A 22,368-nucleotide genomic window follows, 5' to 3' on the forward strand; every position below is an offset into this window, starting at 1 on the left:
CGACGACCTCGCGCGAGAGGCCCTTGGGCGCCTTGACGGCGTACCGCTCGGGGCTACTCCAGCCGTACTCGTAGTCCTTGTTGATGTTGGCGACTTCGGGATTGGTCATTTGGAAGCTCCTTGGGAGGAGGAAAGGTTCAGTCGCCCGCGACCGCGAGCTGCTTGACCCAGTCGTAGCCCTCGCTGTCGAGGCGCTGGGCGAGTTCGGGGCCGCCCGACTGCACGACGCGCCCGTCCACGATGATGTGGACCCGGTCGGGCACGATGTAGTTCAGCAATCTCTGGTAGTGGGTGATGATCAGGCCGCCGAGATTCGGCCCACGCAGGCTGTTCACGCCCTTGGCGACGATCTTCAGGGCGTCCACGTCGAGGCCGGAGTCGGTCTCGTCCATGATGATGTAGTTGGGGTCCAGCATTAGCATCTGGAGAATCTCGTTGCGCTTCTTCTCGCCGCCGGAAAAGCCCTCGTTGAGGTAGCGCTCGACGATGCTCTCGTCCCACTCCAGGGTCTTCAGGGCGCTCGTCAGCTTGCCGTAGAACTCGGTGAAGCTGACCTCCTCGCCCTCGGCCTTGCGGGCCTGCATGGCGAGGCGCAGGAAATTGGCGATGGTCACGCCAGGAATCTCGACCGGGTACTGGAAGGCCAGGAAGACGCCGAGGCGGGCACGCTCGTCGGGCTCCATCTCCAGGATGTTCTGACCGTCGACCAGCACCTCGCCCTCGGTCACGGTGTACTCGGGGTCGCCCACGATCACCTTGGCGAGGGTGCTCTTGCCGTTGCCGTTCGGCCCCATGATCGCGTGCAGTTCGCCGCGCGGCACGACGATGTTGACGCCCTTCAGGATGGGCTGGTCGCCGACGGAGGCGTGGAGGTTGCGGATTTCCAGTTGGGGCGTGGCGAGCTGGTGCGGCTGATCGGTCATGAAGGCTCCTTTGGTGGGGGTCACTCTTCTTGAGAATGATTCCTAGTTATGGGGGTATTCTACCCACTCTGCCCCCTAAAGTCGAGTGAGTTGGTGCGGATTCGGGACGTGTGTTGCGGAGGCGGCGGGTGCGTCCCGGTGGGCGCCGGGACGTGGTGGGGGCCGTCAGGTAGACAGGGTGCGGGCCGGGGGCGCGGGGAGCAGCGCCGCTTCCAGTTCGCCCAGCCAGGCCTCCTCCACCCCATGCGGGCACAGCGGGTCGTCCAGCGCGGCGCGGCCCCGGGCGAGCACCTCCGGCACCTCCGCGTGGCGGCCCTCGGCCAGGAGGATGACGGCCTCGGCGCGGGCGCGGCTGCTGTCCGGGAGCAGGGGGGTGGCGGGCACGGCGCTCAGAGCGGCGCGGGCGGCGGCGGCGTCCCCCCGGCGGGCAGAAACGTACGCTTGCTCGGCCAGGAAGCCAGCCCGCAGCAGGGGCGGCTGGCCCTCGGTCAGGGCCAGGGCATCCTCCAGGTGCCGCGCCGCCCCCTCCAGATCGCCGTGGTCGGCGGCGACCTGTGCCCGGTACTGCCGGGCCGTGGCGTCGAAGAGGGGCGCGTGCAGGGCCGCGAGCAGTTCGGGCGGCCAGTCGCGGGGGCGCTGCCGGATCGCGGCGGCGGCCAGGGCCAGCAGGGCCGCTTCCGGGCGGGCGGTGGCCGAGCCGGGCCGCAACCGCCGCCAGCGGGCACCGTCGGGCAGCAGGCCGGGTCCGGTGAGGGGCAGGGCCGAGACCAGGTTGAGGAGCAGGCCCACTCCCGCCACGGTCCACAGGACGGTGCTCGCGTTTCCCTGCGCGGCCAGCGCCAGGGCCGCGCACGCCACGCTGAACAGCAGGCCCACCAGCGGCCCCCCCGCGATCATGTGGCGGTACCGGCGGGCGAGGTCGTCCAGGGCCAGGCCAGGCGGGGGCATCATGTACGCGAACCCCAGCGCCGGGACGCGGCTGCGGCGCCAGCGGCGCTGCTGGGGCCACCAACTGACCGGGCCGATTCCCAGCACGCGCAGGTGCAGGCCCACCCGACGGCCGAACCAGGCGTGCCCCAGTTCGTGGACCAGGACCTGAAGCGGCCACCCCAGCGCCAGCCCCAGCAGCACGGCCCACAGCGGCGCCCCGGAGCTGAAGAGGGCGTCGCCGATGAAGAACCCCAGCAGACCGCCTCCTACCGCGCTCAGGACGGTGGTGAGTGGCGACCGGGTCCGGGGCGGCTTCGGCGTCATACGGGGGGCATTCTAGAGGCGCTGCCTGTGGCCCACGGTCCACCCCAGCACACAGGGCGTGTCCGTCCCGGATGAGCGCCTGATCAGCTTCTTTCACGCTTGCCACGCGCCCGCGTGCTACCCGTGAGGGCCATGAACGTCGTCGAGCTTTTGCGGGCCGCTGGCCCCCTGCTGTGGGTGCTGGCCGCGCTGTCCGTGTACGTCGTCTACACCGCTGCCGTGCGGGCGCAGGCGCTGGCCCGACTGGGCCGCGACCCGGACGCCCTGATCGAGCGGGCGCGGGCCATTACCGCCGAGAGCGGCCCGGCGGCGGCGCTAGCGGAAGTGGACCGCGCCGCGCACCCTGGCTCGGCCGTCCACGTGCTGCGGGCGGGGCTGGGCCGCGCCGACCGTGGCCCGGAGGCGGCGCAGGCCGCAATGAACTCGGCCCTGCTCGCCGAAGACGCCCGGCTCTACGCGGGCCTCCCGGCGCTGGGCACTGCCGCGCAGATCGCGCCGCTGCTGGGGCTGCTGGGCACCGTGATCGGGATGGTGCGGTCCTTCCTGGTCTTCGCGGACACCGCCGCCCCCACGCCCGATCAGCTCGCGCAGGGAATCAGCGAGGCGCTGGTCAACACGGCGGCGGGACTGATCGTGGCGGTGGTCGCCTACGTTGCCCGCAACGCGCTCAAGGCCCGCGCCGACCGGATCGCCACCGGGGCCGAACGGGTGCGCGAGGAGGTTCCAGCGTGGCTGGCGGGCCGGAACCGGGGCATGGTGCCGGAGGTGGCGCTGCATTTCGACCCGGTTCCGGCAGCCGGAGCCACGCGGTGAGGCGGCGCTTCCGCGAGGGCAGCGAGGGGGGCGTGACCTTCGACTTCGCCCCGATGGTGGACATCGTGCTGCTGCTGCTGATCTTCTTCTTCCTGACGAGCAGCCTGGGGGCGCGGCAAAACGCCTTGCCCCTTGACCTGCCCCGCGCCAGCGCGACCGTGCAGGAGACGCCGGAGCTGCCCATCGTGAGCGTGGACCGCTCGGGCAAGATTTTCCTGAATGGGAAGGAAACGACGCTGACCCGGCTGGGCGGGCGGCTGGAGCCGCTGGTAAAGTCGTCCGGCGGGCTGGTGGGCCTGCGGGCCGACGAACGCGGCAATTACGGGACGGTGGTGCGCGTGATGGACGAGATCAAGAAGGCCGGGGGCGAGCGTCTGGCGCTGGGCACCCGCGACGCGGAGGAGTAACCCCATGACCACCCTGCCCAGCCCCCCGCCGCCCCCACCCAACCCCGAGCGCCGCGACCAGCTCCGCGCCGCCGGGGTCACGCTGGCCCTGCATGGGGCGCTGCTGCTGGGGCTGCTGGCGGTGCGGCCCGACGGGCGCCTCGCGGCCGCCAGCCCGCCCGACCTCGACCGCGCTCCGCTGGAAGTGGTGACGCTGGCGCCGCCGCCCACCCCTGCCGCCGTCCTGACGCCGCCCCCCCGCGTGGAGCCACCCGCGCCCACCGCCCGGTCTGAGACGCCCCCACCCCCGCAGGCCGAGGCCCCGGTGGAGGAGGCCGCCCCGATTCCGGCCCCCGAGCCTGCCCCGCCGCCCCCACCCCCGGCCCTACCCCCGGAGACGCGGGCCACCCCCGAGCGGACCCCGCCGCCCGAGCCGGACCCCGTACCCGCGCCCCAGCCGCAGCGGGCGGCCCCGCAGTCCCCGGCCCCGGCGGCGAGCCGAACCACCCCCGTCCCACCGTCAGCGCCACGTGCGGCGGCCCCTGCCCCGGCGACCGCGAGCACCCCCGACCCCGCCCGCCCCGCGAGCGCGGCCCCGGACGCTCCGGCCCCCTCGCCCACCCCCGCCGGAGCGCCCGCCCCCGAGGCCGCCCCGCAGGAACTCGCCCCGGAAGCGTCGGCGGGAGCGCCGAGCGGGTCGGGCCTGTTCGTGCCGGAAGCGGAGGCCCCCAGCCAGGCCACCCCGCTCGACGAGGTGCCCACCGAGGCCGAGGCCCGTGCCGGGACCCCTGAGCCGTCCGCCCCCGCCGAGACGGTCGCCACCCTGCCCCGCCGTGAGGACGCGGCCCCGGCGAGTGCACAGGAAACGGCCGCACCCGCTCGCGGCAGTGCCACCGCCAGCGAGGAACCCGCGCCCGCCCGTGGGACTGGGTCCGCCTCCACCGAGGCAGGTGGCGAGAGCGCCCCAGCACGCGGCAGCCAGGGCACTCCGGCAGCCGGGGAGACGGCCGAAGCCGCCCGCGCCGCCGCCCGCGCCCCCCAGGGCACCGCGCCCGACGCGCCCCTCGCCCCGCGCGGCACCCAGGCCCCCGGCACGCCCGAGGCGGTCGCCGGACGCGCGGGCACCGTGAGCCGCACCCCCCAGGAGACGGCCCCCGACGCGCCTGCCGCGTCCCGTCCGGCAGCGGGCGCGTCGGGCGGAAGCGCGGCCCCCGTGGCCTCGGCGCGGCCTGCCCCCTCGGCCCCGGCGACCGCTCCGGCTGAGTTGGCGGGGGGCCGGGGAACGGCGGCGACGCCCGCCCCGGTTCCCGGCGAAGCCAGCCCCCCCACCCGTGGGGCGGCGGGTCAGGGGACCTCCCCGGCCCCTGCCGCCGACACCGCCCGGCCTGGCCCGGCTCCCGGCACGCCCGCCGGAACAGGGGAGGGGACGGCCAGCCCGACCCCCCGCGCGGGCACCGCGACCACGCCCCCGGTCACTCCCGCCGCGCCCGCTGCCGGGAGTGGGGGAGCCGGAAGTACTCCCGCCGCCCCCGCCGAGACGCCCCGCGCCTCCACAGGAGCGGGGTCGGGCAGCGGCTCCGGCCCGGCCCCCGAACCTGGCCCCGGCGCCGGGCGCGGCGGTTCGGGCGGCACGGCGAGCGGTCCCGGCGGCAGCGGCACGACCCCGACTGGCGGGCGTCCGGGTAGCAATGGCGCGGGCGGCTCCACTGGAACCGGCGAGGCCCCCGGACGTGGCGGCAGCGGTGCCCCCGGCGGTGGGGGCGGCACGGGCGGCGGCGAGGTGGCCCGCGCGGGCGGGGGCAGCGGGGCGGCGGCGGGGACCGAGACACGCCCCCTGGCCTGCACCGTCGTCGTGGACGTGCGGGGGCTGGGCCGCTTTGACCGTGACATGACCAGTCACGTCTACGACGCCTCGGGCACCCAGCTCTGGCCCGACGCGGCGCTGGTGCGTGGCGTGTCTTCCCAGCTCGTCAACGAGGGCAACCTCCACACCTACGCGACCTCAGAAGGGCAGCTCGGCGCCTTCCAGAACATCACCCGCGTCAAGGCCACGCGCGTGCAGGCCCCCCGCATCGCCCCCAACTCCCCGGTCCGCACCGACGTGGTCCTGAATGCCGCCGCCGCCGCCCAGTTCCGCTCGGCGGGCGCGGCCTGCCGGGTCGTCTACCTCAAGGACGCCTGATCCCCGGACCCCTCCGGGTCAGCCTCCCGTCATTCCCCTTTGTTATGAGGTTCACCATGCGTAAAACTGCCCTGCTTTCCCTCGCCGTGCTGCTCTCCGCGCCCGCCCTCGCCTGGGTGCCCAAGCTGGAGGAGACGACCGCCAAGAACGTCATCGACGGCGCGTATGGCCGCCGCGACGCGGTGCCCACCTACCAGACCATCGACCTGAACGTCAAAGACGGCCAGTTCGTCTCGGGGGCGGGGGCGGTCAAAGCCTTCGACGGCGGCGACAAGTGCGTGGCCGATTGGCTCGCCGCGCCGACCGATTTTAAGGCCGGGAGCCGTCCGCTGGCGGTCACCGCGAGCGGGCAGGCCGACCAGCTTTACTTCCAGGCGGTCGAGGCCCGCGACAACTTCAAGAACCTCAGCGCCGCCGACGCGCTGGGGGCTGACTTGGCCGGGAAGAGGCTCGCAGATGGCCTGCTGCGTGTGGACGTGCAGGTGCGTGGCCTGCCCAATGAGAAGAAGCGGGATGCCTACAGCGTCTTCCTCAAGGGGGCTGATGGAAAGCCCGTCAAATGGACTCGCCGCTCCTTCGTCAACGACTGGAAATCCATGAACGGTGCCAGCGCCACTCAAACCACTACGGCAACAGCAACGACGACTGCCACGACAACAACTTCTGCAAACTCCAGCACCACCACGGCAACGACCACGGTGACCTCCAGCCCCGTCGCGTTGCAGGGGCCATTGGAGGGCACCCTCGTGTACTACTTCGAGCCGCTGAAAGCCGGACTGGGGGCCAGCGACAAAGTTGAACTCCTGATCCGCACCGAGGCAGACACCAACTGTGCCTACAGCGTGACGCTGGACCTGGGCAGCTTCCAGTAAGTCGGGTAACGGGGGGCAGGGGCCGAAGCTGGCGCCTGCCCCCACCCTTTGGCCTCTGCCACAATGCCCCCGTGGCTGCCTCCCCCTCCTCCTTCCCGCTGCTCGCCGTGGATATCGGCAACACCAGCACGGTGCTGGGCCTTGCGGACGCCTCGCTGACCCTCACGCACACCTGGCGGGTGCGGACCAACCGCGACCATCTGCCCGACGACCTCGCGCTGCAACTCCGGGGCCTGTTCGCGCTGGCCGGGGCCGAGTCGCCCCGCGCCGCCGTGCTGAGCAGTGTGGCGCCGCCGCTGGGCCAGAACTACGCGCTGGCGCTGCGTCGGCACTTCCGGGTGGAAGCCTTCGAGGTCAGCGCCGAGAATCTGCCCGACGTGACGGTCGAACTCGATCAGCCGGGCGCGGTGGGGGCCGACCGCCTCGCCAACCTGTTCGGGGCCGAGCGCTACCTGGGCGGGCACGAGTACGCGGTCGTCGTGGATTTCGGCACCTCGACCAACTTCGACGTGATCGGGCGCGGACGGCGCTTTCTGGGGGGCGTGCTGGCGACTGGGGCGCAGCTCAGTGCCGACGCCCTTTTCTCGCGGGCGGCCAAGCTGCCGCGCATCACGCTGGAGGCGCCGCGTACCGCCATCGGCAAGAACACCACCCACGCCCTGCAATCCGGCCTCGTCTTCGGGTACGCCGAGATGGTGGACGGCCTGCTGCGCCGCATCCGTGCCGAGCTGCCGGGGGAGGCCGTCGCGGTCGCCACGGGCGGCTTCTCCCGCACGGTGGAGGGGATCTGCCGCGAGATCGACCACTACGACGAGACACTGACCGTGCGTGGCCTGCTGGAGCTGTGGGCCAGCCGTCCCGACCGAACATAAGCTGCCGGCAAATGCCCCGGCGCGTTCGGGGCACGCGGCGCAGAATGTGGGCGTGAATACCAAAACGGCGGCCCAGATTCAGGTCTTGCTGGAGGAGCGGCAGCTTCCAGAGCACGCCCGCGTGGTCATGAGCGGCAACCACGCGGTGCCGTGGCGTCTCCTCGAAATCGTGGACGGGACGCTGCCAGGCTACCGCCTGAACGCACTCAACGCCCCGCGTGGCCTCCCGCGCCGCGACGGGGTGAGCTACGAGACCTCCTTCGTGGGACCGGGGATGCGCGGCAGCGTTCGCCTGAGCTACACGCCCGCCCGGCTCTCGCAGGTGCCGCTGCTGTTCTCCACCACCCGCCCGCCCGACGTGCTGCTGCTGCACGTCTCCGCGCCGCGCGGCGGGAAGGTGTCGCTGGGCACCGAGGTCAACATCCTGCCCGCCGCCATCGAGGCGTGCCGGGCACGCGGCGGCCTGATCCTGGGGCAGCTCAACCCGCAGATGCCCTACACCTTCGGGGACGGGGAGTACGACGTGGGCCTCTTCGACGGGCTGTTGGACACCGACGAGGCCCTCGCCTCGCCCCCCACGCGCGGGGAGTCGGCGGCGAGCGCGGCCGAGTCGGCGGCCCTGATCGGGGAGCGGGTGGCCGCCCGCGTGGCCGACGGCGCGACCCTGCAACTCGGCATTGGGGAGGTGCCCGACGCGACCCTGCCCGGCCTGAGCCGCCGCCGCCGACTGGGGGTATGGTCCGAGATGTTCAGCGACGGCATCCTCAGCCTCGACGCGGCCGGAGCGCTGGACCCGGACCGCCTCGTCGTGGCGTCCTTCGCCTTCGGCTCACCGGAGCTGTACCGCTGGCTCGACGGCAACGAGCGGGTCATCATGCGCCGCACGGAAGTCACCAACGACCCCGCCCAGATCGCCCGGCAGCCCGGCATGACCAGCGTGAACACGGCCCTCCAGATCGACCTCTTCGGGCAGGCCAACGCCAGCCGCATCGGCGCCCGCATCCACTCGGGCTTCGGCGGACAGACCGACTTCATCGTGGGGGCGCTGCACTCGCCCGGCGGTCAGGCGATCATGGCGCTGCGGTCCTGGCACCCCAAGGCGCAGGTGTCCACCATCGTGCCCATGCTTCAGGAACCCACGACCTCCTTCCAGCCCACCGCCGTGGTCACCGAGCAGGGCGTCGCGGAAATTCTCGGCCACGACGAGAAGGCGCAGGCAGCCGCCCTGATCGAGCACGCCGCCCACCCCCACGCCCGCGCCTACCTGTGGGAGGAAGCGCGTCGCCTCGGCCTGACCTAGGGCGCATGGACCAAAGAAGGAAGGTGGGAGACGTGCCGCGTGTCTCCCACCTTCCTGCGTAAGCCCCGCTCTACACGTTAGATGCCCAGCGTCAGCAGCATCACCTTGTGAATCGCCCAGCCCAGCGCGATGCACACCGGAATCGTGAAGATCCAGGCCTGCACGATGCGTCCGGCGACCTGCCACTTGACCTTGCGGAAACCCTTGGTGGTCCCCACGCCCATGATCGAGGTCGAGATGGTGTGCGTAGTGCTGACCGGGATACCGAGCTGGGTCGCGCCCACGATGATTGCGGCGGCGCTGGCCTCGGCGACGAAGCCGTCGACGGGTTTGAGGTCCACGACCTTGAAGCCCATCGTCTTGATGATGCGCCAGCCGCCCACGGCGGTGCCCAGGCCCATCGCCGCCGCCGCCGAGAGGATGATCCACAGCGGCACCTCGCTGACCTGGGTGCCCAGGTAGGCGCTTAGCGCGAAGGTCATGATGCCCATCGCCTTTTGCGCGTCGTTGCCGCCGTGCGAAAAGGCCATGAACGCCGCTGAGCCGATCTGAAGCCAGCGGAAGGTGCGCGTGACCGTGCGCGGGCGCATCCACCGGAGCACCAGCCACGAGAGCAGCGCCATGAACACGATGGGCACGATAAAGCCCAGGGCCGGGCTGCTCACCAGGCCGATCAGGGTCTTGCGGACGCCTGCGGGAATGATGATCTCCCAGCCGCCCGAGGCGACCCCCGCCCCCACCAGGCTGAAGATCAGGGCGTGGCTGGAGGAGCTGGGCAGCCCCTTCCACCACGTGAACAGGTTCCAGATGATCGCGCTCAGGAGGGCCGCGCCCGTCAGGCCCAGGGTGGCGAACTCCTGCGGCACGATGTCGGTGGCGATGGTCTTGGCGACCGCCGTGCCCGCGAGCGCCCCGACCACGTTCAGGACCGCGGCCATGGCGATGGCCTGCGCGGGCGTGAGCACCTTGGTGGCGACCGAGGTGGCGATGGCGTTGGCGGTGTCGTGAAAGCCGTTGATAAAGTCAAAGGCCAGCGCCAGCGCGATGATGATGACAAATCCGATCAGGGCCGCTTCCATAGGTCAGAGGCCCCCGCTCACGCGTTCTTGAGCAGAATGCTCTCGACCGTCTTGGCGACCCTCTGCGCCTGGTCGGAGGCTTCCTCGATCAACTCGACGATCTCGCCGCCGCGCATCGCCCGGATCATGCCCGCCACGTCGTGGACGCCGACATACAGCTCGCGCTGCATCTGGTCACTGATCAGGTCGCCCTCGTCCTCCAGCTGGCGAATCTGCTGCGCCAGCGCGGCGAGTTCGCGGACGCGGTCCTTGCTCTCGATCAGGGGCATCCCCTGTGCGAGAAGTGCACACTGTCCTTCCACCACCCGCGCGAGCTGCGCCATCTGCGGCAGCGGACGCTCCACCCCGTAGAGGCTGAGCTTGCGGGCGGCGTCTTCCAGACTGTCCACGAGGTCGTCGAGTTCGTGGTTCAGCGAGATGATGTCCTCGCGGTCGAAGGGCACGATAAAGGACTCGGCCAGCATGTTGGTCACTTCGCGGCCGATGCGGTCGCCCTCGTGTTCGAGGTCGCGGATGCGGCCCACCTTCGCCTCGACATCGGTGTAGTTCTCGAGCAGTTCCACCAGCGCCTGCGCCGTCACGTGGGCGTTGCGGGCGGCCTCGGCGAACTTGGCGCTGAACTGCGGGTTTTTGGGCATGAATTTAGACAGAACCATGACAATCCCCTCCGATTCTCCGGCCCTTTGTCAGCCCCGTGTCAGGCGGAAGCGGGAAGGGCCAGCGAACAGGGGAGCCTGACGGTGAGGCTCCCCGGTGAACCGAGTCTAAACCTTTAGCGCACGGTGACAGGAACCGTGAAGGTAGCCCGGCGCTGCTCGTCGGCGCTGCCGATGGTGTTCGCGCCGGGGGGCGTACTGCCCGCGTCAGGAATGATGTCGCCCGCGCCGTAGCCGGGGCCGCCGAAGATCCCGCCCACCACGTTCACGCCCGCCGCCGGAGGACCGCTCAGGCCCAGGCTGCTCCAGGGAATCGCCAGTTCGACGGTCTGGGCGGGCAGCGTCCCCGAAGTGCCGATGGTGTAGCCGCTCGCCGCGACTTCCGGCGTAGCGGTGTCACTCTCCACGCGCCGAACCTGTGCTCCCTCGTTGCCGTAGCGGGCGATAAAGGCATCCACGCCGCCCATGCCGCCGCCGAAGGTCGCCGCTTGCCGCCACGCCTCGAAACGGTCGGCCTGCGCCGCGCCGCCCTCCTTGTAGTCGAGGTACAGGATGGCACTGTTCCCCGACACCCGGTAGGTGTACGCGAGGTAGAGGTACTGCGCGTCGCTGTCGGCCCGCAGGGTCTGCCAGTTATTGTCGGCTCCGAACACGCCCTCGCTGGGACTCTGCACATTGACCTTGGGGGCGGCCCAGTCGCTCAGGTCGCCGTCAATGCGGTACTTGCCGACCTGCGGCCCCTGCGCCCCGGCCCGCGACAGCGCGAAGTCCACGCCCGCAGCAGGTGCGGTGGTCTGCCGGGTTGCCTCCGCGAGGCCCTCGGCGCTGGCCTTCAGGGTCTGTGGTCCGGCCGGAACGAACAGGGTATAGGAGCCGTCGGGGAAGGTCAGGGCGTAGTTGACCTTGGGGTCAGCGGAGGTGGCCTCCACCAGCGCCCCCTCCAGCGCCTGCCCCTCGCCGGTCACGCGGCCCTCGATGACGGCGCCGGGCACCGGCTGGCTGATGAAGTCGTAGGTGCCGCTGTAGCTGTTTCCCGCCGTGCCCACCACGTAAGAGCGGTCGGCCTGGTCGGGTCCCTCGTATCCGCTGTTCTTCGCACGGGGATGGTCGTTTCCGAACTTGAACTTGACCTCGCGGAAGAGGGGCAGCTCGATCTCGGTCTTCCAACGCCCGCGCTCCTCCTGCGTCATGGGGTACTCGACCTGCGAGCCGGTGTCGAAGCGCCGCAGTTCGATGGGGCCGTTGCCCTGGCTGCGGGCGTCCACCGTGAAGGTGACCCTGACCGTGTTGCTCGCGCTGGGGGTGGCGGTGACTGCCGTGCCCCGGCTCTCGGCGCCCTGCGCGTCCACCGTGACCACCCGGAAGGTCGTCTGCTGGTCGTTGGCGAGGCCACGCACGAGGTAGCTTGTCTGTTCGCGTCCCAGCGGGGCGAAGTTCAGCAGCCGCTCGGCCCCGCTGCCCGTGCGGGCGTAGACCCGGTAGCCCGTGACGGCGGGGTCGCTGGGGGCCGTCCAGCGCAGTTCGGCCGCCCCGTCCCCGGCCCGCGCGGTCACGCCGCTCACCTCGGGGAGACGGGGGTTGACGGTGCCCGCGCTGCCCGGCGTGCCCGCCACCGCGAGCGCGGCGCGGGGGGGAACGGTGCCCACCAGCCGCCCGCCCTCCACCCGCAGGTCGGAGGTCCGCCCGGTGACTTCGGTCAGCGCCCCCGCCCCGAAGGTGCCCAGCAGCGGCAGGCCGCCCCCCGGCAGCGTGGCGAGGTCGAGGGGCGTGTCCCCGTTGTTCAGCACGACCACGACGGGCCGCTCGCCGCTCAGCACCCGGCGGTAGGCCAGCAGGGGTGCTCCCCCGTTGGGCCGCCACAGCTCCTGCTGGGCGCCGCGCGTCAGGGCCGGGTACTTCTGCCGGGCGGCGGCCAGCGCTCCCAGGCGCTCGTCGAGCGTGCTGCCCGCCAGCGCCGCGAAGTTCATGTCCTCGCGGTTGCCCTGCCCGGCGGGGTGGTCGTAGGGGTCGCCCAGCCCCGGCTGCGCGATCTCGGTGCCCTGCCAGACGCTGGGCGTGCCGCGCGAGGTATAGATCAGGCTCAGCGCGAGGTCGAGGCGCTCGGCGGCCTGCGGGGCGCTGCCCCCCCGCGACTGCACCTCGCTGACGAAGCGGCGCACGTCGTGGTTGTCCACGAAGGTGGTCAGCCGGGTGGGATCGCGGTACACGCCGTCTTGCGCGAACACGTCGGCCACCCGCCCCAGGTCGCCGCCCGCGCCCGAAAGCTGGTCCTTGATGGCGAAGTACAGCGGAAAGTCAAAGACGCTCGGCGCCCCCAGATCGTTCATGAAGTGTGCCAGCCGCGCTGGGCTGGGGTCGAAAATCTCGCCCACCGACCACAGCTTGCGGGGATCGCCCGCGCCGCCCGCCGCGAAGAACTGCTGCCAGTAGCTGTCCGGCACGTGCTTCATGGTGTCGATCCGCAGCCCGTCGATCCCCGTCTCGCGCTGCCAGAAGCTCACGAAGCTGTTGAGGTACCGGGTGACCTCGGGCACCTCCTGAATGAAGTCGGGCAGCCCGGCGAGGCACTGGGTCACGTCGTCCTGGCCGCATTCCTGACCCGTGCGAAACCAGTCCGGCTTCTCGGTGACCAGCTTCGCCCCGTAGCCCGCGTGATTGACCACCACGTCCTGAATGATCTTGATGTCGTTGCGGTGGGCAGTGCGGATCAGGGCCTTGTACTCGTCCAGGGTCCCGAAATGCGGGTCCACCTGAAAGAAGTCCTCGGCCCAGTAGCCGTGGTACCCCGCGAAGGGGCGGCCCTGGTGCGGCCCTGACGCCGTCTCGATGGCGGGCACCTGAAGCACGACCGGGCTGATCCAGATCGCCGTGAAGCCCATGCGCTTGAAATACCCTTCCTCGATCTTGGCCTTCAGGCCCGCGAAGTCGCCGCCGTGCCACGCGAGCGGATTGGTGCGGTCGGCGCGGTCCCCGGCGTTCCGGTTCGCGCCATTGTCGTTGGCGGGGTTGCCGTTCGCGAAGCGGTCGGTCATGGCGAAATAGATCGCGTCGTCGCGCCAGTCGGTGTCTGCGCCGCGGGAGGGGTTCGTCAGGGTGCCGCAAGCCGCGAGGGTCAGGGTGAGGGCCGCCAGGGCGCCCGCACGCCCCATCTGCTGGAAGCGTTTCATGATGCCTGCATTGGACGCCGGAAGCCGAGGCCGTGTCAATGCGTGAGTTGGGAGGGGGGGCGCGGACCCTCAGCCCGGCGCCACCTCGACCCGGTGCCCGCCGCCCGCCTGCGCGTCCCGCAGGGCGGCTTCGGCCCGCGCGAGCGCCTGGGTCCCGGTGCTCATCACCGCGAGGCCCACGCTCACGGTAACCACCCGCCCGGCCAGGGGGCGCGAGGCCACCCGCAGCCGCAGCCGCTCGGCCACCACCCGCACCGCGAGGGGGTCGGTGGTCGGGAGCAGGACGGCGAAGGTGCCTTCTCCCAGGCACACCACCGGGTCGCCTGACCGGGTGGCCGCCGCCAGCGTGCGGGCGAGGTGGGCCCGCACCGTCTGCACGAGCACCGCGCCGCCCTCCCGTTCCAGTTCCGGCAGATCGTCCACCGCCACCACGGCCACCGCGACCGGACGGCGCAGCGTCCTCAGTCGCCGCTCCAGCGGGCGCCGCAGCGGCAGGCCCGTCAACTCGTCGAACTCGCCAGGCTGGATCTCGCTCCAGGGACCCCGGCGGTCCTGGGCGCGGGTCAGTGTGGCCTCCTGCCCCAGGAGCGCCAGGCCTCCGACCAGCAGCAGTTGCGCGAGCAGCGCGAGAATCAGGCCGCTCTCGCCCGTGCCTGGCAGCACCCGCACCCCATACAGCGCCCCCAGTACCCCGGTGACTCCCAGTGCGCCACGCGCCACCCGGCGGCCCAGGGAATAGTCCAGCAGCCAGCCTGGCGCCAGCAGCCCCAGCACGAACCACGGCAGCAGCAGCCCCAGCAACTCCGGTCCCCCATCCACGACGTGCGGCGCGAACAGCCCCAGTGCCAGCCGACCCAGCAGGAACGTCCAGCCCCCCAGCAGCAGCAGCCGGTCGAGCACCCCCACCGGGCAGCGTGGCAGGGCCGAGAGCACCAGGGCCACGGCCAGCACGGCGGCCAAGCCTCCCCACAGCGCTGCCTGCGCCGGGTGCAGCGGCCAGACCAGGGCCAGACCCAGGCCCACGGCGAGAAGCGCGATCGGCAGCCCCCACTGGTAGGCCGCGCGGCGGGTCTGCTCGGTGCGGGTGGGGGAGCCTGCCCCATCACCTCCCAGAGAGAACGCCGGGTCGGGCAGGGTGAGCAGACGGTCGCGCATACGCCCGCAGGGGATCACGCCCCCTCTCACGGCAACCTGACACCGGGCCTTCCCCCGGCGGGGGCATGGGCACGCCGGGGGACCGTTGACACCCCGCGCAGTCACTGCTAGATTGACTCCCGCTTGTCCGGCACTCGGACGGCAGGTGCACGGGAGTAGCTCAGCTGGTTAGAGCGCACGCCTGATAAGCGTGAGGTCGGCGGTTCAAGTCCGCCCTTCCGTACCAAGCACAAAAAACCTCGGCCTGGCCGGGGTTTTTCCATTTTGACTCAGGGCATTCGGGCACCCATTCGGCTGTATTCGTGACCAAAGCGTGCGGTTATCCCCGGCGTGAGGTCGGCGGTTCAAGTCGCCCGTCCGACCACCAAGAGAGCCACGGGGTTCGCCCCGTGTTTCTTTCCTTCGGCCCGGCAAAAAAGGCGGGGGCCAGCGTGTCCGGCCCCCGCCCCCCCGTAGACTTCAGATCAGGCTCAGCTCACTTCCAGCGTCCAGATGCGCCAGATGCTCGGGCAGGGTGCCCGGCTTGTCCATCACGATCTGCTCGGCCTTGTACGAGGAGCGGACCAGCGGGCCGGAGACGACCTCCAGGAAGCCCATCGCCATCGCCTCCTCGCGGATCTCGTCGAACTCGGCGGGGGAGACGTAGCGCTCGACGGGCAGGTGGTGCATGGTCGGGCGCAGGTACTGCCCAAAGGTCAGCACGTCCACCCCGGCGGCGCGGCAATCCGCCATCGCCTCGCGCAGTTCTTCGCGCGTCTCGCCCAGGCCCAGCATGATCGAGGTCTTGGTGATCACGTCGGGGCGGGCCTGCTTGGCGTGCTGCAACACCCCCAGCGTGCGCTCGTAGCTCGCGCGGATGTCGCGGACCGGATGGGTCAGGCGGCGCACCGTTTCGAGGTTCTGCGCGTAGGTGTCCACGCCGCTCTCCAGCACGAGGTCCACGCAGTGCGGGTTGCCGCCGAAGTCGGGCGTGAGGGCCTCGACCCGCGTTTCCGGGTTGAGCTTCTTGATGGCCTGCACCGTCTTGGCGAAGTGGTACGCCCCGCCGTCGGGCAGGTCGTCGCGGTCCACCGAGGTCAGCACGACGTACTTCAGGCCCATCAGCCGCACCGAGTCGGCGACCTGCGCGGGTTCGTCAAGGTCGAGCTTGCCCATCGGGTTGCCGGTGTCCACCGCGCAGAAGCGGCAGGCGCGGGTGCAGACATGCCCCATCAGCATGAAGGTGGCCGTGCCCCGGCTCCAGCACTCGCCGATATTGGGGCACATCGCTTCCTCGCAGACCGTGTGCAACCGGTGTTCCTTGACGATCTTGCGAACTTCGCCGAAGACCTGCCCGGTCGGGATGGTCACCTTGAGCCACTCGGGCTTCTTCTCGCGCACGGGCACCGAGTCCTTGCGGTAGATGCCGTTCTTGATGAACTTGACTTCCCGGTCCTGCACCGGCTTGTCCTGCTGGGTCATGTCTCAGCCTCCCGCTGCCGCTGTGGGCAACGTCCAGTCGTAGGTCTCAAAGGTGGTGTGAAAGGCCCGCGTGAGGGCTGCCCGCGCTTCCGCCAGGTCCGCTACACGGTCCAGCCCGCGCCGCTCGTACTCGTGTTCCACGCTGGTCATATGGGTGTCCGTGAGGCCGCAGGGCACGATCAGGTCGAAATGCTGAAGGTTGGTCGTGACGTTGAGCGCCAGCCCGTGCAGGGCCACCCCGCGCTGCACCGCCACCCCGAAGGAGGCGATCTTCTGCTCGTAGGTGCGGCCGTTGACCTCGCGGGCTTCGACGTACACGCCCGCATACCCAGGATTGGGCCGGGCGTCGGGCAGGCCGAGGTCGTGCAGCGCCGTGATGGTGACCTGTTCCAGCAGCCGCAGAAAGTCGGCCACCCGGCGGCCCACCGGAAAGATCGCGTAGGCCACGAGCTGGCCGGGGCCGTGGTAGGTCACGTCGCCGCCGCGCTCGACCTCCAGCACCTCGATGCCCTGCGCGGCGAGGTACTCGCGCGTCACGACGATGTTGCCGCCCTCCCGCGCCTTGCGGCCCAGCGTCAGCACGGGCGGGTGCTCCACCAGCAGGAGCTGGGGCCGCCCGCCCGCCGCGACCTGCGCGTGGGCCTCATGCTGCACGTCCCACGCCTCGCGGTAGCCCAGCCTCCCCAGGTCCACCGTGCCAAATGCCGCCTCTCTCACACGCCCGATTGTACGCGCCGGGGTCCCCGGTTTCCGGTGCGGGGGGCGCAATCCGGCCCGCCATTGTCCAGTCTGGATGGTCAGTGCCCTGAGCTGGGCTGGAGGGAAGGGGCACTAGGCCGGGCAGCGGAGGCGGGAAAGGGGCCGGGGCCGCTAGCCTCGGCTCCATGCCCGAACTCGTTCCCCCGTCGGAGAGGTACAAGGAGAGCTTTCTCGCCTCCGTGCGTGAGGTGCAGGAGGCTGGCAGCGGCTTGGGTGACACCCTGACCTGGGACGTGGCCGCGCTGGAGGCCGACTTTCCCGCCTTTCTGGAGACATTGCGCCAATACGAACCAGGCCGGGAGCTACCCGAGGGGTTCGTCCACTCCGAGGCCCTGTGGTTGGTGGACGGAGACGAGTACCTGGGCCGGGTGTCTCTCCGCCACACCCTGAATCAGCGCCTGCGTGAGTTCGGCGGGCACATCGGCTACGAGGTACGCCCCTCGGCGCGGCGTAAAGGCTACGCGACCCTTGCCCTGCGGCTCGCCCTGGGGCGGGCGCGTGAACTGGGCCTCGACCAGGTCCTGGTCACCTGCGACGTGGACAACCTCGGCTCGCGGCGGGTGATCGAGGCGAATGGGGGCGTGCTGGAATACGAGGGAATGGTGCCCGATCACCCCAGCCCCCTGCGGCGCTACTGGATCACCCTTTGATTACTTCTGAGCGGGGGCGTCGCCGTCCGGCTGGAGGGCCTCGGCCTTTTGCTGGGCGGTCTGGGCCAGGGTCCCCAGGAGTTCGGCCTGCTGCTCGGGGGCGGTGGCCGTCTCGGTGACCTTGCCGAGCGCCGCCTCCGCGATGCGGCCCAGTGCCCCGAGCTGGTCCTCGCCCGCCTCGTCGAGTTCGCCGATGCGCTCGACGATCTGTTCGCCCGCCTCGGCCAGCAACTCCACCTCGTGGTCGGCGCTCAGGGCCTGAATCGCCTCAACCCTCGCCTGGTGCTCGGCGCTGAGGCGCTCCAGCCGCCCGACCTGCTCCAGCGTGTCGGCCTGGGCACGGGCCGCCTCGATGATGGTGTTCAGGGCGCCCAGTTGGGCCTGCACCCGGTCGTGGATGCGGCGCAGCGTCTGCACGCTGACCTCGCTCATGGGGGTGCGGGCCACTTCCTCCAGCGCCTGACAGATCAGCCCGTCGAGGGCCGCCGCCGCCGTGATCTGTTCCTCGCCGTTCTCCACGATCTCGGCGAGGGCCTGCGCGTGCCCCTGGCGCTGCTCCTCCCCGGCGGCGAGGGGCAGGTTCCGCAGTTGCTCGGTGGTCACCTTCACGACCTGCCGCAGCGCGTCGGTGGCGGCGAGGCCCTCCTGCCCGGCCCGGATGATCTGCTCCAGGGTGCTTGTCTGCGCCCAGCCCGCCGCGCCGACATGCTCCCGCGCCCGGACCTCCGCCAGCCGCCGCCGCTGACGACCGACCGCCTGCTGCGCTCCCACGAGGGCGGTGTCTCGGGCCTTCGACGAATCGCTCACCGGACCAGAATAAGTGTTCATCCCCTCTTCATCGTGATCTGGGTCAGACAGGGCGGCTCGCCCCTTGAGGTGTGCCCGCCCCGGCGGGTATACTCCTCAGGTTCAGCCCCGCGCGATGACGCGGGAGCGTACAGACCAAGAACGTCTCTGCCCGCGCCGGTGTGCTCAAAGCGGCTGTGCCGGGAGGTGGGACGGTCCGCTGGTAAAGGAGTGGTGACACATGCAGAGTCAGGTCAAAGTGAATCGCGGCGCGATCCTGCGCTCGGTCGAGCAGGGGCACATCAAGGCGGATCACCCGGAGTTTCAGCCCGGTGACACCGTGCGCGTGGAAACCAAGGTCGTCGAAGGCAACCGCACCCGCAACCAGGCCTTTGAGGGCGTGGTCATCGCCATCAACGGCACGGGCAGCCGCAAGAGCTTCACGGTCCGCAAGATCAGCTTCGGCGAGGGCGTCGAGCGCGTCTTCCCGTTCAGCAGCCCCCTCGTCGCCAAGGTGACGGTGCTGGAGCGCGGTAAGGTCCGCCGCGCCAAGCTGTACTACCTGCGCGAACTGCGTGGCAAGGCTGCCCGCATCAAGAGCGACCGCAGCCGCGTGATGAAGGACGCCGCCCGCAGCCAGCAGGCCAAGGCCGCCGCGCTGACCGCTCCCGCCGAGACGGCCACCGAAGCGCAGAGCGACTTCACCCCCGTCGAGACGCTGGGCGAGTAAGCCCAGCCCGCCGCCGAGCCGCCCGCTCCCCTCGCTGGGGGTGGGCGGCCCTCGCGTTGTCCGGTGCTGCCGCCTGCTAGCCTCTCCCCCGTGACGCGCCCGCCCGAACGCCCCCGGCCCCACGCTCTGCCCCTGCTGCTCGCTTTCGACCTCGACGGCACCCTGATTCCCGAGCAGGGCCGCGAGGTGCCCGCGCCCACGGCGGCGGCGCTCGCGCGGCTGCGGGAGCTGGGGGTGCGGGTGGCGGTCATCACCGGGCGCGACCGTGCTCCCCGCGCCGTGCTGGAGGCCGCGCAGCCCGACGCCGTGGCGACCAACAACGGTGGCCGGGTGGAACTCGGCGGCGAGCTGCACCGCGAGGCCCGCTTCACGGCGGATGAACTCGCGGCTGTCCTGGCGCACGAACTGGAGGACGCCCGCGTGGTCGTCTTCACGGCGCAGGGGCCGTACGCCCTGATTCCGCCGAATCAGCAGCCTGAGCCGTGGATGGTCGAGCGCGGCGTGCGCCCCCTCGCGGACGCCCCGGCCGACGAACCCGCCCTGAAGGTGGGCTTCTACCACCCCGGCGTGGCCGATTTTGCCGCCCGGTTGCGCGAGTCGCACCCGCACCTCGTGTTGACCGGGGCGCAGCCGCCCTACACCGAGTTCCTGACCGTTACGCCCACCGGGGCGCACAAGGGCGCGGCCCTCACCCTGATCGCGGAGGGTCTGGGCGTCCCGCTGGAGCGCACCGTCGTCTTCGGTGACAGCGACAACGACGTGGCAATGCTCGAACTCGCCGGGTACGCGGTGCAGGTGGGCGAGCTGCCCCTGCTCACGCCCCACGCCCACGCCCAGGTCAGCGGGCCGGAGGCGCTGGGGGCGTATCTGGAGGAGCTGGCGGACAGCCTGGAGGAGTAAGAAACCCCGCCCGCCTGATCCGCCCCTGCGCCAGGTCCAGGTGGTGCGTCAACCCCAGGGGCACGTCGGCCTCCCGGTGGGAGACGACCATGACGTGTGTCCCCGTCCGGGCGAGGTCCGGCAGCAGCGCCAGGAACCGGGCGCGGGCCTCGGTGTCCAGAAAGTCCAGCCCCTCGTCCAGAATCAGCAGGCGGGGGCGGTGGGCGACCGCCCGCGCGAGCAACAGCCGCCGCAGTTGCCCCTGTGAGAGCGTGTTGGCAGGGCGGTTCAGCAGGGCGGACACGCCGAGATGACCCGCCAGAGCTTCCACCCGTGCCTCCTTCTCCGGCGTGAGGTCCGGTGCAAACCCCTCGGTGCCGCCCCACGCACTGCCGATCACCTCGCGGCCCGTCCAGCCTCGCCGCTGCCGCACGCCGACCTCGGCGGAAACCAGCCCGACCGTGCGGCGGCGTTCGGTCAGCCGGTCATGGGTGAGGTAAGGCCGCTCCACCCGCCCCCCCAGCGCGGGGTGCAGTTCTCCAGCGATCAGCCGCGCCAGGGTGCTCTTGCCGCTGCCGTTCTCGCCCGTCACCAGCCAATGTTCGCCCGCCCGCCACGTCCACGAGAGCGGCCCCAGCGCCCGCCGCCCGTTCCGGTCCACCTCCACGTCCCGCAGCCGCACGAGATCGCCCTCACCGGGGGGCCGGGTCAGGGGCCTGGGGGAGGGGAGGGTCCAGTGGGTGCCCTCTCTCTCTCTCACCGTCCCACCCTCCACCCGCAGCCGCCGCCAGGGCAGTTCCGGGGCCTCCTGCGGGCGGTGGGTGGTGAGGACGACCGCGACGCCCGACCCGTGCACCCCGCGCAGCACCCGTCCCAGCTCTCCCCGCGCCCCGGCGCTCAGACCGTCGGTAAACTCATCGAGCAGCAGCACTTCGGGCCGGGGCATCAGCGCCCGTGCCAGCACGACCCGTCGCCGCTGCCCGTGGCTGAGGGTGCGGAAGTCGTGGTCCAGCCAGTTCGTCACGCCCGTCAGTGCGGCGACTTCGGCCAGTCGCCTATGCGCCTCCGGCGTCGGCGTCCACAGGCGCAGGGTATCCCCCTCAAACCCGGCCAGCAGCACGTCCCGCACGGTCTGGAGCCAGTCGCGCGTCAGGTAGAAGGCTTCGGCATCCGGTCCCACCACCGAGAGGGTCTGCCGTGCCCGTACCGCCGAGCGCCGCTCCTGTCCACCCAGCGTGTAGAGCCGCTGCCCCACGATCGGGGCGACCTCGCCCGCCAGCAGCCGCAGCAGGGTCGTCTTGCCGCCGCCGTTCGATCCCTCCAGCAGCATGGCCTCGCCCGGCCAGACCCGCAGGGTCACGCTCCGTAGCGGCGTCTCCCCGCCTACCCGCACGGTCACGTTCTGGAGGTCGATCAGCGGCCCAGCCATCGCGGGAAAGTGTACTCGCGGGGAGGTGTAGAGGACCTGCCACAGAAAAATCCCCCTCCGCTCGGGAAGGGGGACTCTTGGGACCGGTCTGGATCAGCGCTTGCTGAACTGGGGAGCGCGGCGGGCCTTCTTGAGGCCGTACTTCTTGCGCTCGACCTCGCGGGGGTCGCGGGTCAGCAGGCCCTTGGGCTTCATCTGGGTGCGGAAGTCGGGGTTGACCTTCAGCAGGGCGCGGGCGATGCCGAGCTTGATCGCGTCGGCCTGACCGCTGGGGCCGCCGCCCGTCACGGTGATGTAGGCGTCGTAGCGCCCGGCGGTGCCCGTCTCGCGGAAGGCCTGGAGGGCGTGCACGGCGCGGAGCAGCCCACGGAAGTAGGTCTGGAACTCCTTGCCGTTGACGATGATCTTGCCCTCGCCCGCACGCAGGAAGACGCGGGCAATGGCGGCCTTGCGGCGGCCCGTGCCGTAGAACTGTTCAATAGCCATCAGCGAACCTCGAGAGTTTGGGGCTTCTGGGCGGCGTGGGGGTGCGTCTCGCCCGCGTAGACCTTCAGGCGGCCATGCATCGCGCGGCCCTGACGGCCCTTGGGCAGCATGCCGAACACCGCGTGCTCGATGACGCGCTCGGGGTGCTTGGCCAGCGCCTCGCGGGCGGTTTCGGTCTTCAGGCCGCCCTGGTAGCCGGTGTAACGGGTGTACACCTTGCCGTCGAGCTTGCCGCCCGTCAGCACGACCTGCGCGGCGTTCAGCACGACCACGAAGTCGCCCTGAATCATGTTGGGCGTGAAGTCAGGGCGGTGCTTGCCGCGAATGCGGCTGGCGATCAGGGTGGCGAGGCGGCCCAGGGGCACGCCCGAGGCGTCCACCACGACCCAGTTCTGCTCGTCGTTCTTGGGAACAAAGGTTTTCACCGTGAAACTCCGTAAGTGTGGGATTTGGCGGCGACACGCCCCGCCCTGACGGGGGAGAAAGTGCGTGCGTGTCCGGGTGCCTCCCGGTCGTTCCGGCCCTACCA

22 protein-coding genes and 1 tRNA gene (1 of these 23 cut by a window edge) are annotated in these 22,368 nt (G+C 71.2%); 10 read left to right on the top strand and 13 right to left on the bottom strand.

Annotation, left to right across the window (positions count from 1 at the left end):
- From sufB to F8S09_RS09025, 3 genes are all read right to left on the bottom strand, one after another.
- Nucleotides 1–109, bottom strand: the 5' end (the start) of a protein-coding gene (gene sufB, locus F8S09_RS09015) for a Fe-S cluster assembly protein SufB (RefSeq protein ID WP_152871165.1). Its footprint begins 1,295 nt before the window's first position; 109 of the gene's 1,404 nt are visible here — the first part of the coding sequence; its start codon is at nt 107–109; its stop codon lies beyond the left edge, outside the window.
- 28 nt (nt 110–137) lie between these two features.
- Nucleotides 138–923: a Fe-S cluster assembly ATPase SufC gene (gene sufC, locus F8S09_RS09020; RefSeq protein WP_152871166.1), complete on the bottom strand. Its 786-nt coding sequence runs from the start codon at nt 921–923 to the stop codon at nt 138–140.
- 165 nt (nt 924–1,088) lie between these two features.
- On the bottom strand, nt 1,089–2,177 hold the full coding sequence (locus F8S09_RS09025; RefSeq protein WP_152871167.1) for a site-2 protease family protein: 1,089 nt from the start codon (nt 2,175–2,177) through the stop codon (nt 1,089–1,091).
- Between the two features lie 132 nt (nt 2,178–2,309).
- Here F8S09_RS09025 and F8S09_RS09030 point away from each other — a divergent pair, with 132 nt between their 5' ends.
- The 6 genes from F8S09_RS09030 (at nt 2,310) to F8S09_RS18260 (ending at nt 8,602) form a co-directional block, all read left to right on the top strand.
- Nucleotides 2,310–2,990: a MotA/TolQ/ExbB proton channel family protein gene (locus F8S09_RS09030; RefSeq protein ID WP_152871168.1), complete on the top strand. Its 681-nt coding sequence runs from the start codon at nt 2,310–2,312 to the stop codon at nt 2,988–2,990.
- On the top strand, nt 2,987–3,397 hold the full coding sequence (locus F8S09_RS09035; protein WP_322618676.1) for an ExbD/TolR family protein: 411 nt from the start codon (nt 2,987–2,989) through the stop codon (nt 3,395–3,397). Before F8S09_RS09030 ends, F8S09_RS09035 begins: the two co-directional genes overlap by 4 nt.
- A gap of 4 nt (nt 3,398–3,401) precedes the next feature.
- Nucleotides 3,402–5,558, top strand: a complete 2,157-nt coding sequence (locus F8S09_RS18150) for a hypothetical protein (RefSeq protein ID WP_152871169.1) — start codon at nt 3,402–3,404, stop codon at nt 5,556–5,558.
- Between the two features lie 56 nt (nt 5,559–5,614).
- Nucleotides 5,615–6,430, top strand: a complete 816-nt coding sequence (locus F8S09_RS09045) for a hypothetical protein (protein ID WP_227978599.1) — start codon at nt 5,615–5,617, stop codon at nt 6,428–6,430.
- A 71-nt stretch (nt 6,431–6,501) separates the two neighbouring features.
- Nucleotides 6,502–7,302, top strand: coding sequence for a type III pantothenate kinase (locus F8S09_RS09050; protein ID WP_322618677.1), 801 nt, complete (start codon nt 6,502–6,504; stop codon nt 7,300–7,302).
- A gap of 52 nt (nt 7,303–7,354) precedes the next feature.
- The gene (locus F8S09_RS18260; protein WP_322618678.1) at nt 7,355–8,602 is read left to right on the top strand and encodes an acetyl-CoA hydrolase/transferase family protein; all 1,248 of its coding nucleotides are present in this window, start codon (nt 7,355–7,357) and stop codon (nt 8,600–8,602) included.
- A gap of 77 nt (nt 8,603–8,679) precedes the next feature.
- Here the strand turns inward: F8S09_RS18260 and F8S09_RS09060 are convergent, their stop codons facing one another.
- The 4 genes from F8S09_RS09060 to F8S09_RS09075 all read right to left on the bottom strand — a co-directional run bounded on the left by F8S09_RS09060 (nt 8,680) and on the right by F8S09_RS09075 (nt 14,659).
- On the bottom strand, nt 8,680–9,681 hold the full coding sequence (locus F8S09_RS09060; protein WP_152871171.1) for an inorganic phosphate transporter: 1,002 nt from the start codon (nt 9,679–9,681) through the stop codon (nt 8,680–8,682).
- A gap of 17 nt (nt 9,682–9,698) precedes the next feature.
- Nucleotides 9,699–10,337: a DUF47 domain-containing protein gene (locus F8S09_RS09065; RefSeq protein WP_152871172.1), complete on the bottom strand. Its 639-nt coding sequence runs from the start codon at nt 10,335–10,337 to the stop codon at nt 9,699–9,701.
- Nucleotides 10,338–10,453: 116 nt separating this feature from the next.
- Nucleotides 10,454–13,504, bottom strand: a complete 3,051-nt coding sequence (locus F8S09_RS09070) for an alpha-amylase family glycosyl hydrolase (RefSeq protein ID WP_152871173.1) — start codon at nt 13,502–13,504, stop codon at nt 10,454–10,456.
- A 69-nt stretch (nt 13,505–13,573) separates the two neighbouring features.
- Entirely contained in the window at nt 13,574–14,659 is a 1,086-nt protein-coding gene (locus F8S09_RS09075; protein WP_152871174.1) for a GGDEF domain-containing protein, read from the bottom strand.
- A gap of 149 nt (nt 14,660–14,808) precedes the next feature.
- On the opposite strand from F8S09_RS09075, the gene F8S09_RS09080 reads away from it, so the two are divergent.
- A tRNA-Ile gene (locus F8S09_RS09080) sits at nt 14,809–14,885 on the top strand.
- 233 nt (nt 14,886–15,118) lie between these two features.
- On the opposite strand, the gene lipA is transcribed toward F8S09_RS09080, so the two are convergent.
- Both lipA and lipB read right to left on the bottom strand, forming a co-directional pair.
- The gene (gene lipA / locus F8S09_RS09085; RefSeq protein WP_152871175.1) at nt 15,119–16,120 is read right to left on the bottom strand and encodes a lipoyl synthase; all 1,002 of its coding nucleotides are present in this window, start codon (nt 16,118–16,120) and stop codon (nt 15,119–15,121) included.
- Nucleotides 16,121–16,123: 3 nt separating this feature from the next.
- Nucleotides 16,124–16,837 (bottom strand): lipoyl(octanoyl) transferase LipB, encoded by a 714-nt coding sequence (gene lipB / locus F8S09_RS09090; protein ID WP_322618679.1) that lies wholly within the window; start codon nt 16,835–16,837, stop codon nt 16,124–16,126.
- 167 nt (nt 16,838–17,004) lie between these two features.
- Between lipB and F8S09_RS09095 the strand changes: the two genes are divergently transcribed.
- Nucleotides 17,005–17,529: a GNAT family N-acetyltransferase gene (locus tag F8S09_RS09095; RefSeq protein ID WP_152871177.1), complete on the top strand. Its 525-nt coding sequence runs from the start codon at nt 17,005–17,007 to the stop codon at nt 17,527–17,529.
- Here F8S09_RS09095 and F8S09_RS09100 read toward each other — a convergent pair whose 3' ends face one another.
- A complete protein-coding gene (locus F8S09_RS09100; RefSeq protein WP_322618680.1) occupies nt 17,530–18,336 on the bottom strand; it encodes a hypothetical protein in 807 nt (268 codons plus the stop codon).
- Nucleotides 18,337–18,556: 220 nt separating this feature from the next.
- Here F8S09_RS09100 and rplS point away from each other — a divergent pair, with 220 nt between their 5' ends.
- Both rplS and F8S09_RS09110 read left to right on the top strand, forming a co-directional pair.
- Nucleotides 18,557–19,045 (top strand): 50S ribosomal protein L19, encoded by a 489-nt coding sequence (gene rplS / locus F8S09_RS09105; RefSeq protein ID WP_152871179.1) that lies wholly within the window; start codon nt 18,557–18,559, stop codon nt 19,043–19,045.
- A 90-nt stretch (nt 19,046–19,135) separates the two neighbouring features.
- Nucleotides 19,136–19,945: an HAD family hydrolase gene (locus tag F8S09_RS09110; protein WP_322618681.1), complete on the top strand. Its 810-nt coding sequence runs from the start codon at nt 19,136–19,138 to the stop codon at nt 19,943–19,945.
- Here F8S09_RS09110 and F8S09_RS09115 read toward each other — a convergent pair.
- The 3 genes from F8S09_RS09115 to rplM all read right to left on the bottom strand — a co-directional run bounded on the left by F8S09_RS09115 (nt 19,884) and on the right by rplM (nt 22,264).
- On the bottom strand, nt 19,884–21,353 hold the full coding sequence (locus F8S09_RS09115; protein WP_152871180.1) for an ATP-binding cassette domain-containing protein: 1,470 nt from the start codon (nt 21,351–21,353) through the stop codon (nt 19,884–19,886). The genes F8S09_RS09110 and F8S09_RS09115 overlap by 62 nt on opposite strands.
- A gap of 93 nt (nt 21,354–21,446) precedes the next feature.
- Complete coding sequence (gene rpsI, locus F8S09_RS09120) at nt 21,447–21,839, bottom strand: 30S ribosomal protein S9 (protein WP_152871181.1); 393 nt, start codon at nt 21,837–21,839, stop codon at nt 21,447–21,449.
- Nucleotides 21,839–22,264: a 50S ribosomal protein L13 gene (gene rplM, locus F8S09_RS09125; RefSeq protein WP_322618682.1), complete on the bottom strand. Its 426-nt coding sequence runs from the start codon at nt 22,262–22,264 to the stop codon at nt 21,839–21,841. The genes rpsI and rplM overlap by 1 nt, the downstream gene beginning before the upstream one ends.
- Between the last annotated feature and the right edge of the window lie 104 nt (nt 22,265–22,368).

Source organism: Deinococcus terrestris (assembly GCF_009377345.1).
Taxonomy (GTDB): Bacteria; Deinococcota; Deinococci; order Deinococcales; family Deinococcaceae; genus Deinococcus; species Deinococcus terrestris.